Genomic DNA, 13,338 nt, shown 5'->3' on the forward strand with positions numbered 1-13,338 from the left:
AAGAAGAAGCACGCCAGTCCCAGCGCGCGGCGAAACTTCAAAAGGTTCACCCCCGCCAGCTTGCGCAGCGGCGTCACCACCAGCCCCGCCACCAGCAGGTACAGCGCCATCTCCCCCATTTCGTGCTCCAGCACTTTCACGGGGTCCGCGCCCAGCCGGTTCTGAATCCCCAGCCACAGCATCCACGCCGCATAGCCAAGGCTCGCCACGTAGATCGGCCACGCCGGCACCCGGCGCAGCCCTTGATTGATATGCTCGACCATCGCCATCAGAAGAACTTGGTCAGGTCCATCCCTTCATACAGGCTGGCCACCTCGTCGGCGTAACCGTTGAACATCAACGTGTCCTGCCGGCGGGCAAACAGCCCCGAGCCGATGACCCGCTCGCTCGCCTGGCTCCAGCGCGGGTGGTCCACCTCGGGGTTCACATTGCTGTAGAACCCGTATTCCCGCGCGTTCGCCTTGTTCCAGCTGGTCGGCGGCTCGGTCTCGGTCAGGGTGACCCGCACGATCGACTTGATCGACTTGAAGCCATACTTCCACGGCACCACCAACCGTACCGGCGCGCCGTTCTGGTTCGGGATGTCCTTGCCGTAAATCCCAGTCGCCATCAGGGTCAGCGGATGCGTCGCCTCGTCCAGGCGCAGTCCCTCGACATAGGGCCAGTCCAGCACGGGGTATTTCACCCCCGGCATCTCGTCCGGGCGCAGCGCCGTCTCGAAGGCGACATACTTGGCATTCGACTGCACGCCCGCCATGTCCAGCAGATCGGCCAGCTCGAACCCGTTCCACGGCACCACCATCGACCAGGCCTCGACACAGCGGAAGCGATAGATCCGCTCCTCCACCGTCATCCTGGCCATGATATCCTCGAAGGCATAATCGCCGGGCCGGTCCACCAGCCCGTCGATCTTCACGGTCCAGGGCTGGGTCGTCAGCATATGGGCATGGTCCACCGGGTCGCCTTTACCGGTGCCGAACTCGTAGTAGTTGTTGTAGGTGGTGACGTCCTCGAAGGAGGTCGGCTCTAACTCCTGCGCCCGTGCCTGGGCCGCGCCGACACCGGCCAGCCCCATGCCCGCCGCGGCCCCGGCCATCAACTGCCGCCGATTGAGGAACGCGGCCTCGTCGGTCACATCCTTGTCGCGCAGCGTGTTCTTCCAACGATGGGCCATGCGGGCTCTCCTGTTCTCGCGGGCATGTCTGTCAGTCGTGACATAAGGAAAGCGCATTGGCCCGGCAAAACAAGCCGTCTCACGAAGACGTTGGAGCGCGGTAACAATGGCGGCGACATTTACTTCGCGCGCGTGCGCGCGCGAGGCACCAAGCCGCGCGATCGCCAGACCGCGGGATGGCGACCCGACCGCGGTTCTGCGCACTTAATTCCTCCAATTTCCGCAAAACCCGCAATCGAGGCTCCTACGTCGACCAATCGCCAGCCCGTTCGGGCGGCCCCCTTTCGGCGATTGCGTGCAATCGCCTTTCGGTCAGCGGGCGATCGCGCGGCGGGCCTGGCGGCCCTTGATTCCGCGCGGGGCTATGGCGCGCCCGTCCCGGACCTGATCCGGGACCTCCCACTCTAGGGATACTGCGCCGCGTCCACGCTGGGCCGGATCTTGGTCAGCGGGATCGAGGTGCCGTCCGCCTGCACGATCCGCACATGTCGCCGCCGCATCAGCCGCGGTTCGGCCACGCCCACGGAATGCGCGATGGTCTCGACTTCCTTGATGACCTGCCGCGCGTAATTGGCGACCTTGAGGTACTTGTCCTCGACCACCAGCCCCTTTTGCAGGTGCTTGTCATGGGTGGTGATCCCGGTGGGACAGGTGTTGCGGTTGCACTTCAGCGCCTGGATGCAGCCGAGCGAGAACATGAACCCCCGTGCCGAGGTCACGAAATCGGCCCCCGCGCAAATCGCCCAGGCCACGTCGCCGGGATTGACCAGCTTGCCTGCCGCGATGATCCGGATGCGGCTCTTCAACCCGTGCCGGTCGCGCAGGTCCACCATCCGGGTCAGCGCCTCGCGGATGGGCATCCCCACCAGGTCCATCAGCGGCATCGGCGCGGCCCCCGTGCCGCCCTCGCCGCCGTCGATGGTGATGAAATCTGGCGCGCTTTCCGCGCCGCGCTCGACGATCAGTTCGAACATCTCGTCCCACGCCTCGCTCGACCCCACCACGGTCTTGAACCCCACGGGCTTGCCCGTGACCTCGCGGATATGGCCGATGAAATCCAGCAGTTCGCCGTAATTGTTCACCTCCCGGTGCCGGTTGGGCGAGATGCTGTCCTGCCCCACCGTGATTCCCCGGATCTCGGCAATCTCCAGCCCGACCTTTTCGCCGGGCAGGATTCCCCCCTTGCCCGGTTTCGCCCCCTGCGCCAGCTTCAGCTCGAACATGCGAACCTGCTCGTACGCGGCCATCTTTCGCAGCTTGTCATCGTCCAGGCCGCCATCGGCGGTGCGCACCCCGTATTTCGCCGTCCCGATCTGGTAGACCACGTCGCACCCGCCGGTCAGGTGATAGGGGCTCAATCCCCCCTCCCCGGTGTTCAGCCAGATCCCCGCCTCGGCGGCGCCCCGGCTCAGCGCCTCGACCGCGGGGCGCGAAATCGCGCCGTAACTCATGCCAGAGACGTTGAAGATCGACCGTGCCATGTAAGGCGTCCGGCAATAGGGCCCGATCTGCAACGGTTCGGTCGCCGCGAACTGGTCATCCAGTGGCGGAAACGCCGCCGGCACGAAGATCGGCGTGCCCGCCACGTTCAGGTTCCGGGTCGAGCCGAAGGCGATGGTGTTGCCCTTGCCTTTCGAGGCGTGCCCGACCCAGTCGCGCTGTGCGCGGTTGAACGGCATCTCTTCGCGGTCCATGGCAAAGAAGTACTGGCGGAAAAACTCGCCCAGCGTGGTGAACAGCCCGCGAAACCGCCCGATCACCGGGTAATTGCGGCGGATCGCGTCGCCGGTCTGGGTCTTGTCGATGACGAAAAAGAGCAGCGCCAGCGCGATGACGACCCCGATTGCCAGCACCAGAGCCAGCGCCAGAAAGCCGAGGATCTCGAAAACCAGGTCCATCACCGCCCCTTCGGAAACTGCGTGGCTCCCTTATGCCACAGACCTTGCCTGCCTCAAGCGTTAAAGCCGCCCTGGCGCGCCCCTGGTCCTCACGCCGTTTCACGAAGTTTTCAGTGGAATTCGCAAAACGCCCCGGCTTAGGCGGCGGATCTTTTTCGTCAAATGGCACCGGCGGAAATCCCCGCTGAACCGAACAGCCTCGACCCGCGTAGCAGCGACACGATGCGCAACACGAGCGTCGTTTAACACTCGTACCAAAGACACCTTACAAGGGAGACGAACAATGCTTCGCAGAACTTATCTTGCCCTGACCGCCGCCACCATCCTCGGGGGTGCCACAACCGCCTTTGCCGAAAGCGGCAAGGACATCGTCGACACCGCCACCGAAGCCGGCGACTTTTCCACCCTGCTCGCCGCGGCCGAGGCGGCCGGTCTGGTCGAAACGTTGAAAGGCGACGGCCCCTTCACCGTCTTTGCCCCCACCGACGACGCCTTCGCGGCCTTGCCCGAAGGCACGGTGGACACGCTGTTGATGCCGGAAAACAGGGATCAGCTGACCAGCATCCTCACCTACCATGTCGTGCCCGGCAAGGTCATGTCCGGCGACCTGAGCGACGGCATGACCGCCGAAACCGTGCAGGGCTCCGAGGTGACCATCGGCACCGAAGGCGGCGTGACCGTCAACGACGCGAATGTCGTGACCGCCGATATCGAGGCGTCGAACGGCGTCATCCACGTGATCGACGGCGTGATCATGCCCGAGTAATGTTTCTGGGGCGAGCCGGTTACGACCCGGCTCGCTTCCTCTTTGGCGTAGCTTTGTTCCGCCCGCACAGCGGCGCCAATTTCCGCACCCTGCCTCAGGCCGACTGTCGAAACTGCTGCAACGCATCGTCCTTGTACGGTATCTGGTTCAGACACGGCTTGGACAACTCTATCATCTTGCCGACCAATCTGCGGCGACGACGCGCACGGGGATGAAAGGCGGCAGTGTCGAAGAACATCCGGCGGTCGTTGAACGGGTTGACGTAAAAACTTGGTGCAAACGCATAATAGACGTTGTTCGGCGCAGACGGCATGAAGACTTCGGAATGCGCCATGTCCGGCAATCTTGCCCGGGCGGGTTCCGGCAAACCGTCGCACCACGCGCCATAACGCTCCCGCAAGCTTTCAAGCCGATCCGGTGCAAGACGATCCGACAAGTCTTTGGCCCGCATATTGAGCAATGCTGCAAGACCGTCGTCGATGGAACACCCGGTCACGGCTGTCTCTCTCGTCCACTTGTTCGCCCGCGTCATCTCGGCGCCGTTTCCGCGCAGAACAAGCTCTGTCGCCGGGGCCATTTCCACGGCACGCACCGTGGCCTTGTTGATACCGTTGAACGCAAGACTTGTCCTCAGAGCCATGACATCTCGCAAGGTCGCCACCTGATCGTCGGTAAGGCACCGTTCAAACTCGGGATCGTCACGGTCAACGACTTCAAGCTTTACGCCGACTTCTTGCGCCAGTGCGACCGCGACCTGCCGATCGAACTGAGTGATCCACCTTATGTCATGCATGAAGAACCGTTCGATGCGATCGAGAACAGGCGTTGCCGCGGCAAGCAACAGCCGCGAATCCGTTCCACCCGATATGGGCAGCGTCGTCGAGTACCCGCCCGCCAGTGCAGCCATCACCTGCCCAAGTCGCCCGGTTATCCTTTCGGCCAGGCCGTTCCGGTCCTCACCTACGGTTTCAAAATCATCCTCCGCGCCAAGCCAGTGCCGTTTCAGCTCGAAATCGGCAAGATCCAGATAGTGATTGGCATAGATGCGCCTGCAGTGGATGTCGCACGTCTCCCCCAGGGCAAACTGCGCCTTTCGGGCCTGCACGTCCTTGGCTGAAACAGTCCTCAGCGGTTCGATGTCCCGGTTCACCGCCAGATGAACGCTGGACGCAACAGCCTTGTCCTTGTTCGAGTAGACTGCGCTCAGCCCTCCGGATGGGTCGAAATAGACCCGTTTCGTACCGAATGCCGCCACCACGGCGATGAACCGACCGGCCAACCCTTCGATATAGGTTTCAAGCGCGTCGATTGTTCCCTTGCCTTCCAGAACAACGCGCCCATTCAGGCAAGCGCCCTCCTGGTCGACTGCGACGCCAAGAACTACGCCCACGGTCCGACCACTGCCAAAGACAAGCTCGTGTCGCGGAAGCCTTGGACAATGATGCAGATTCCAATCGCCCGGGCGGAAATGCATCCAATTCTCAGACGGGCCTGTACGCGACTTCGACAACCTGAACTGAAACGGAAAGGTCTCGTCAAAGTCCCAACCGTTGGCCTCACACACCGCTTGCGCGGCGCAAATCGTGCGTTTCATTCTGCCTCGCTCTCCGCCACATCGTTGCGCGGCTTGCTCTGCTCGTTGGGTCCGGGGGCATTATTATGGTTATGGACCTCCGGGGTTGGTCTACTTCTTGTGGATCACAGCGACCTGCAACCGCTTGCCGGGCACCATCCGTGCCGGCGCCAGATGTACGCCCGAGATATCCTCGGCCAGCTTGTTGAACTCCGCGGCCACTTTCGGGTCGCTATGGGTGAACGTGCGCGTCTCCACCCAGTCCCGGAACAGGGCGGCGGTCTTGGTGATGCCCTCCTGCTCGTAGGTGTCAGGCTGCCAGCGCAGATCCTCGATGATATAAAGCCCGCCCGAGTCCAGCCGCGGGAAGATCTCCAGGAACGCGTTCTGCTGGTGATGGCTGGCATGGCTCGCGTCGTCGATCACGATGGTGGGCGCTGTCTCGATCTCCTCGATCGCCGCCGCAATATTGTCGCGCTCGTCCATGTCGCAACGGTGAAAGGTGAACCGCTCGTGCTCGACCCACGAGAAATCCGACACGTCCAGCCCGTGGATCTCGGCCTTGGGAAAATAGTCCAGCCACATGCGGATTGACGGGCAGTCCGTCGTCTCGCGGTCCGCGGCGAGGCCATGCTCTGGCCCGCCGATCAGCAGGCCCATCTCCAGGAAGGTGATCTTGCGTTGCCGGTACGGATGGAAAAGCATGTGGTAAAGCTCGGTATACCGATGCTTCTTAGACCCCTTGTCCGACCCATAGCGATCGGCAAGATCGGTCAGGTTTTCGCCACCCTTGCCGGTGGGCAGGCGCGGCGCGGTGGTCACGTTGCCCATCGCCTCGGCCTCTTTCATCGCCGCCTTTTCCTCGCGTGACAGCACGGGTGCGGCATCACAATCGATCTTGTGCTTGCGCAGGGTCTCGTCCATCCAACTGTCCGGCTCCGGCATCCCGCCGATATCCGACAGGAACTCGCGGATGCGCCGACCATAGAAATGCACCGAATAGGTGTTCTCGGTCAGCATCGCCCCGACCTTTTCACGGGCCCGCGTCCGCCCCAGAAGACGGCGGTTGCGAAAGCCCACCGGGTACAGCCCCTCGATCGGCAGGGCGTATTTCGCCTCACCCGTCTTGTGCAGGTAGTGGGTCACCGCCTGAGGCCCCCAGACGCCCCATTTCATGTCGCTGACATGCACCGGATCGCCCGCGTCCTTCTTTTCTTGGAACTTCGCCTTCTCGCGGTCCGAATACCATTCCGGGATGCCATACTCGTCTTCGCTCATCTCCAGCAATTGGCCCAGCGCCTCACTGTCCGGCGGCAGGCCCAGCACGCCGCCATTGATATGCGTGTCCGATTCCCAGCCAAAGAAATGGCCCGTCTCGGTTTCGAACGGCTTCGCACAATAGGCATCCAGGTCGGCCCAGATCATCCGGTCGTTCTGTTGCAGCAGGTGATACCGGAACACGTCGGAGAAAAGCGCGAAGCTGCCCGTGCGTCCATGCTGGATGAACCGGTCGATCTTCAGCACGCTGTCACCGTGGATCAGTTCCACGCCCTCGGGCACGTTCTGAACGTCCTTGTAATGGTACAGCTTCACATGGTGACCCGCATCCAGGAAGGACTGCGCGCACAGCACCTCGACATAGCTCAAAGGCCCCTCGACCCAGAGCATCCCGATCTCGACATCCCGTTTCATCCGCGACCTCGTCCTTCGGCGTCTTGCGCGCCTTGTATTCTAATGGCTCGCCACATGGTCCAGCTCCAGCAGCGTGATGTCGGGATTGGCGCGGATGTCGGCGATGTCCTGATCGTACATCCGGGTCAGGTGCGCGCGCTCGTTCGGCGTCCAGGGGTCATAGGTGCCGTATTCCGGCCCGCGCGGAAATTTCTCCTGCAACGCGACCCGCTGCTCCAGCGCCTTGTCCGCCCCGTCCTTGTGAATCAACTGCAACAGTTCCGCCACCGCGCGCCCGCTGGCCGTGGGCCGCTTGTTGCGGTCTTTCGGTTCCTTCATCGCGCCGGTGTCGATCCCCGGCCCGCACAGCCCCCCCAGAACCTGCCGGTCCATCCTGCGAAAATCCTCGTAGCGCCAGACCGTCACCTTGGCGCCCGGAAACAGAGTCACCACGGATTTCAGTATGTTGTGCCAGTTCGGCATGTTCTCCATCACCTGCCGGCGCATCGTGCGCTCGTCCACGAACCACTGCCCGGTGACCGACCGCAGGTATTCCACGTAAGCAGACGCGAAAAAGTCTGCGTAATTGCGCAGGCCCAGATGCACCTCGCTCACGCCCTCGGGAAACTGCTCGGCGAACACCTCCAGCAGCTTGCGCCGCCAGCGATAGAGCACGCCCCGCTTCACGCAATGGCCGCAATGGCCGGCCATGTTCTCGTCCGACAGGATGATCCGTTTCGGGTTGCCCTTGGAAATCTCCTTCAGGAAGGCCCGGCTCATCCCGGCCAGCTCCTCGTCGGAAATCTTCGGGTCCCAGTCCATGCCGATCTTGTTATAGACGTTGCACTGCACCGGCACGGTCAGCTGCTTGCGGGTGTCGCGGTGGTGCACGTAATGCACGCCCTCGCGCTCGAGCATCTTTGAATTCCGCGCCAGCATCGACTGGATGTGGCTGGTGGCGGTCTTGTGGAACCCGCCGTGCAACACGATCTGCGGGCGCTTGCTCATTCGGCGGCTAGGTCCTGCAACAGCTGGTCGCGATTTACCGGCGCCTCGCCAGGGCGGTTGATCATCTGCAACAGGTCATGCAGCGCCGACCATTCCTCGTTCGCCTTCAGCGCGGAGATCTTGGCCCGGTGCCACGCACACGCCTCGGCATGCAAACGACGGATCTCCTTGTCCTCCATCAGCCTTTCGAACTCCACCCGGGTGGCCTCGGCCATCGGCACAAGGCTCGCATCCCGGGCCATGTTCAGGTTCATGTCCGCCCAATAGGCCACGCCCTGGTCACGGTCGATATGGTTGGTGCGGCCCCGGTCGCGCTTGACCAGGAAACTGTCGACCGAGCGCACGGCATAGTGATGCAGCCGTGCATGGTCGTGGCGGAACCCGCCCCAGGCCGACCAGCCCGTGTCGAAATATTTCTCCGGCATCGGCTGCCCGCCAGCGTCGGTCCAGATGAACCCCTCGGGCCGGCCCTCGAACTTGGGCCGGTGCACGCCGAACTTCTTGATCGCGTCGGACGGCCGAAACAATGTCTTCAGCCCCAGCCCGCGGTATTTCTCGCGGAAATCCTCCGGTGCGCCCCACGTGAAATGTTTGTGAATGAAACGGTCCTCATAGGCCACCTGGTCGCCGCACCCGAACAGCTTCCAGCACAGCGAAATCGCATCCGCCTCGCCCACCGCCTCGAACAGGTCGGGCAGGCGTCCGTCGCCCGCGCGGATATTCAGGAACTCGTCGCAATCGGCGCAAATCGCCCAGTCCGCCTGGCGGTAAAGGTCGTGCGAAAATGCCCGGCGTAGCGCCACCCGCTGCGGGCTCGCGCCTTTCTTGAAACGGTTGTCCACATGCACCGCGACACCCATCTCCTCCAGCCGCATGGCGATGCGGTCCGTGCCGTCGTCGCAATCGTTGGTGTAAATCAGGAAATCGGTAAACCCGATGGCCTTGTTGAAGGCCACCCATTCCAGCATGAACGGCCCTTCGTTCTTCATCGTGGTCACGATCAGGCAGCGTTCGTTGCCCCGCTCGCCCATCGGGCGCGAGGGGCGGTCGGGATCGGGTTTCTTGGCCTTGGCCGGTTGTTTGTCGCCTTGCACAGGCTTAACCGCCGACGGCGCGGCGGCCTGCTTCTTCGGCGCCGGCGCATCCTCGGTCACGTCCTCCGGACCGTCCATGTCCGCCTCGTCGAACCCGTCATCGTCTTCCAGGTCGAACTGATCGGCCCCATCGGCCTTCTGTTGCGCCGCGCGCTCTTCCTCGCGCTGCTTGCGCCGCAACCGCTTGCGGAACGCCAGGCCGAAGGCATTTGCCGTCTCTTCACGGCCCTTGTCGTTGAAATAGGTGGTGACGGCGTTCTTGTACCAGCGCAGGTCACGCCGCGCGCGATAAAGCCTGTAGAACTCGGCCTGATCCAGATCTCCAAAGATCGCCGCCTGCATCACAGGCTTCAGCGCACCGATCTTGCGCATGAAAACGGCCGTCTTGTGATCGGAATGCCGGCAATGAAATATCTCGATGTTCTCCCCCGAGAACCGCCCCACATGCTGCTTGTCCAGCGCGTGATAGGGGTCATAGAATATATTCACCCGCCCCAGGCCCGCGGTCAGCGCCGCCGCATCCGACAAAGGCAGCGTCCAGTCCTGCCGCCGCCCGCCCTCGTAGCGCGTCTCCCACGGGACCAGCCCGATATCCAGCGTGCTTTGCGGATTGACGGAAACCACATGCGCCCCCGGCACCAGAGAGCCAAAGGCGATGGCGGCAAAGCCCCCCATCGACACGCCGGCAAAGATCACCCGGTCGTAGCCCTCGAAAAACCCTTCGTCGCGCAGCTTCTCGAACCGGGCGATCAGGTCACCGTCGCGGTACCAATCCGCCACATGCGCCATCACGCCCAGGTGCGATATGTTCACGTCCTGCGCAAACTTGAACGCCCAGGGCTCGCGCTCCACCGAGGTGTCGTTAACGTTGGAAAGGTTGTCGAAGGTCACCAGCAAACGGTTCACCGGCCGGCGCACGTACATCAGCGAATGCCGCAGATGCCGCTCCATGAATCCTTCGCCTTCGCCCCCGGGGCGAAGCTCGTCGAACCAGCGGGGCACCGCTGGCGTGTCGTCTGCTGAACTGTCCTGCTCGGCCATGGCCCGATCTTATATCCGGTGTGGTTGCCGCGCGGTAAATCCGCGCCGTTCCGCTTTTGGCGCCACTATACGCCCGCCTCGCGAATCCGCGCAACACTCGTGTCAAATTGTCGACGCGACAGCCATTTGCGCAACACACCGCCCCGCCCTCCTCTGGCCATAAATATTTCGGGGGTTTGGGGGCTGGCCCCCAATTAAACCTGTGTTTGGGGGCCAGACCGACCAAGGACACGCTTCCAGCCCGTCCCGGGCCTGATCCGGGACCTCGTAGGGTGGGTTTCCAACCCACCTTCGATAGCCGACACCCCACGCCCCCGACATACGAAAACCCCCGCCGAATTTCTTCGGCGGGGGCCATATCTGTCAGCCATCAAGGCTCAATGCACCACGGCATCGTCCGGCCGCTCGCGGTTGGTCGACCCGACGCGCTCGCCGATGATCAGCCCATCGGCCCCGGCACTCACCGGAACGGTCGAGCCGTCCAGGATATCCCCGGCCAAGAGCCCCTCGGCCAGCGGATCCTGCAACGCCTTCTGGATCACCCGCTTCAGCGGCCGTGCACCATAGACAGGGTCATACCCCTCGTCGGCCAGCCACTTGCGCGCGTCATCGTCCAGCTCCAGCGTGATTTTCCGCCCGGCCAGCCGCTTCAGCAACCGTGCCATCTGGATATCCACGATCCCGTCCATCTGGTCGCGGTTCAGACGGTCGAAGACCACGATCTCGTCCAGCCGGTTCAGGAACTCGGGCCGGAAATGCGACCGGACCGCATCCATCACGTCGCGCTTGGCGTCCGCCGCATCGGACCCTTCCGGCAACTGGCTCAGCGCCTGGGACCCAAGGTTCGACGTCAGGATGATGAGCGTCTGCTTGAAATCCACCGTGCGGCCCTGCCCGTCAGTCAGCACACCATCGTCCAAAACCTGCAACAGCACGTTGAAGACCTCCGGGTGCGCCTTCTCGACCTCGTCGAACAGCACCACCTGGTACGGGCGGCGGCGCACCGCTTCGGTCAGCACGCCCCCCTCGTCATAGCCGACATAGCCCGGAGGCGCCCCGATCAGACGGGCGACCGAGTGCTTCTCCATGAACTCGCTCATGTCGATCCGCACCATCGCGCTGTCATCGTCGAACAGGAACTCCGCCACGGCCTTCGTGAGCTCGGTCTTGCCCACGCCGGTCGGCCCCAGGAACAGGAAGCTGCCCAACGGACGGTTCTCGTCGTTAAGCCCGGCGCGCGCCCGGCGCACGGCATTGGCCACCGCCTTCACGGCGGCATCCTGGCCGATCACCCGGCGGTGCAGGTTGCCCTCCATCCCGAGCAGCTTCTCGCGCTCGCCTTCCAGCATCTTCGCGGTCGGAATGCCCGTCCAGCGTTCGACCACCTGGGCGATCTGCTCGGGCCGCACGGCTTCCTCGACCATGACATCGCCATCCTCCTCGGCCTTCTCGGCCTCGGCCAGCTGCTTTTCCAGCTGAGGGATGACGCCATAGCTCAGTTCCCCGGCCTTCGCCAGGTTGCCCTCGCGCTTGGCATGGTCCAGCTCGATCCGCGCGCGGTCCAGCTGTTCCTTGATGTCGCGGGCGCCGGCCAGCTTGTCGCGCTCGGCCTGCCATTTCGCGGTCATCTGGCTGGATTTCTCCTGCATGTCGGCCAGCTCTTTTTCCAGCTTCTCCAGCCGGTCCTTGCTGGCGGCGTCGTCCTCTTTCTTCAGGGCCTCCGCCTCGATCTGCTTTTGCAGGATCTCGCGGTCCAGCGCGTCCAGTTCCTCGGGCTTGCTGTCCACTTCCATGCGCAACCGGCTTGCGGCCTCGTCCACAAGGTCGATCGCCTTGTCCGGCAGGAAGCGGTCGGTGATATACCGATGGCTCAGCGTCGCCGCCGACACGAGGGCAGAGTCCGAGATCCGCACGCCATGGTGCAGCTCGTACTTCTCCTTGATGCCGCGCAGAATGCTGATCGTGTCCTCGACCGTGGGCTCGGCCACCATCAGCGGCTGGAACCGGCGTGCAAGCGCCGCGTCCTTTTCCACGTGCTTGCGGTACTCGTCCAGCGTCGTGGCCCCGACACAGTGCAATTCACCCCGCGCCAGCGCCGGCTTGATCAGGTTGGCCGCGTCCATCGCGCCATCCGCCTTGCCCGCGCCGACCAGCGTGTGCATCTCGTCGATGAACAGGATGATCTCGCCAGCCGCATCCGTGACCTCGTTCAGCACGGCCTTCAGCCGCTCCTCGAACTCGCCGCGATATTTCGCCCCGGCGATCAGCGCACCCATGTCCAGCGCCAGAAGCTTCTTGTTCTGCAGGCTTTCGGGCACGTCGCCATTGACGATCCGCAGGGCCAGCCCTTCGGCAATCGCAGTCTTACCGACGCCCGGCTCACCGATCAGGACCGGGTTATTCTTGGTCCGGCGGCTCAGGACCTGCATGGCGCGGCGGATCTCGTCGTCGCGGCCAATGATCGGGTCGATCTTGCCGTCCTCGGCCCGCTGCGTCAGGTCCGTGGCGTATTTCTCCAGCGCTTCATAGCTGTCCTCGGCACTGGCCGAATCCGCCGTCCGCCCCTTGCGAATATCGTTGATCGCCTCGTTCAGGGCCTGCGCACTCAACCCGCCCTGCTCCAGCGCGTCCTTGGCGGGGCTTTTCACCATCGCCAGCGCGGTCAGCAGGCGCTCCACCGGCACGAAACTGTCGCCGGCCTTCTTGGCCAGCTTCCCGGCCTCGTCCAGCAGCTTCACGGTCTGACCATCCATATAGATCTGGCCCGCATCGCCACTGACCTTCGGGATCTTGCCCAGGGAAAGGTCCAAAACCTGCACCACGCGCGCCGGCTCACCGCCCGCCCGCTTGATCAGGTTGCTGGCCATCCCCTCGGGGTCGTCCATCAGTGCTTTCAGTATATGTTCGGGCGCCAGTTTCTGGTGGCTTTCCCGGATCGCGATCGTTTGCGCGGCTTGAATGAAACCACGCGACCGCTCGGTGAACTTCGACAAGTCCATCCCGTCTCTCCTTTTTTCAAGCGTTATCCCGGTGGCGCACCCAGCATTAGGCATGCGGCTTCGGGAACCTCAGACCTTTAAATGGGTAACACGACCGTGAGCTTCAAGAGGACC

At 63.3% G+C, this 13,338-nt stretch carries 9 protein-coding genes (1 of these 9 only partly in view); 1 reads left to right on the forward strand and 8 read right to left on the reverse strand.

The window, feature by feature from the left end:
- The 3 genes from msrQ to RBB18_RS18640 form a co-directional block, all read right to left on the reverse strand.
- Positions 1 to 269: the beginning of a protein-methionine-sulfoxide reductase heme-binding subunit MsrQ gene (gene msrQ, locus RBB18_RS18630; RefSeq protein ID WP_306111970.1), read on the reverse strand. 358 nt of this gene lie to the left of the window's left edge; the window shows 269 of its 627 coding nt (coding positions 1-269); the start codon lies at positions 267 to 269; its stop codon lies beyond the left edge, outside the window.
- Positions 269 to 1,174, reverse strand: a complete 906-nt coding sequence (gene msrP / locus RBB18_RS18635; RefSeq protein ID WP_306111971.1) for a protein-methionine-sulfoxide reductase catalytic subunit MsrP — start codon at positions 1,172 to 1,174, stop codon at positions 269 to 271. The genes msrQ and msrP overlap by 1 nt, the downstream gene beginning before the upstream one ends.
- 404 nt (positions 1,175 to 1,578) lie before the next feature.
- Positions 1,579 to 3,072 (reverse strand): FMN-binding glutamate synthase family protein, encoded by a 1,494-nt coding sequence (locus RBB18_RS18640; protein WP_306111972.1) that lies wholly within the window; start codon positions 3,070 to 3,072, stop codon positions 1,579 to 1,581.
- A 283-nt stretch (positions 3,073 to 3,355) separates the two neighbouring features.
- Here RBB18_RS18640 and RBB18_RS18645 point away from each other — a divergent pair, with 283 nt between their 5' ends.
- Entirely contained in the window at positions 3,356 to 3,838 is a 483-nt protein-coding gene (locus RBB18_RS18645; protein WP_306111973.1) for a fasciclin domain-containing protein, read from the forward strand.
- A gap of 94 nt (positions 3,839 to 3,932) precedes the next feature.
- On the opposite strand, the gene RBB18_RS18650 is transcribed toward RBB18_RS18645, so the two are convergent.
- The 5 genes from RBB18_RS18650 to clpB all read right to left on the reverse strand — a co-directional run bounded on the left by RBB18_RS18650 (position 3,933) and on the right by clpB (position 13,224).
- Positions 3,933 to 5,432, reverse strand: coding sequence for a hypothetical protein (locus tag RBB18_RS18650; protein WP_306121266.1), 1,500 nt, complete (start codon positions 5,430 to 5,432; stop codon positions 3,933 to 3,935).
- A gap of 90 nt (positions 5,433 to 5,522) precedes the next feature.
- Entirely contained in the window at positions 5,523 to 7,103 is a 1,581-nt protein-coding gene (locus RBB18_RS18655) for a hypothetical protein (RefSeq protein WP_306111975.1), read from the reverse strand.
- 39 nt (positions 7,104 to 7,142) lie between these two features.
- Entirely contained in the window at positions 7,143 to 8,090 is a 948-nt protein-coding gene (locus RBB18_RS18660) for a hypothetical protein (RefSeq protein ID WP_103763844.1), read from the reverse strand.
- On the reverse strand, positions 8,087 to 10,225 hold the full coding sequence (locus tag RBB18_RS18665) for a glycosyltransferase family 2 protein (RefSeq protein ID WP_103763845.1): 2,139 nt from the start codon (positions 10,223 to 10,225) through the stop codon (positions 8,087 to 8,089). Before RBB18_RS18665 ends, RBB18_RS18660 begins: the two co-directional genes overlap by 4 nt.
- A 377-nt stretch (positions 10,226 to 10,602) precedes the next feature.
- Positions 10,603 to 13,224 (reverse strand): ATP-dependent chaperone ClpB, encoded by a 2,622-nt coding sequence (gene clpB / locus RBB18_RS18670; protein WP_306111976.1) that lies wholly within the window; start codon positions 13,222 to 13,224, stop codon positions 10,603 to 10,605.
- Between the last annotated feature and the right edge of the window lie 114 nt (positions 13,225 to 13,338).

The sequence above is a fragment of the Roseovarius sp. MMSF_3298 genome (assembly GCF_030733705.1).
In the GTDB taxonomy this organism is placed as follows: domain Bacteria; phylum Pseudomonadota; class Alphaproteobacteria; order Rhodobacterales; family Rhodobacteraceae; genus Roseovarius; species Roseovarius confluentis.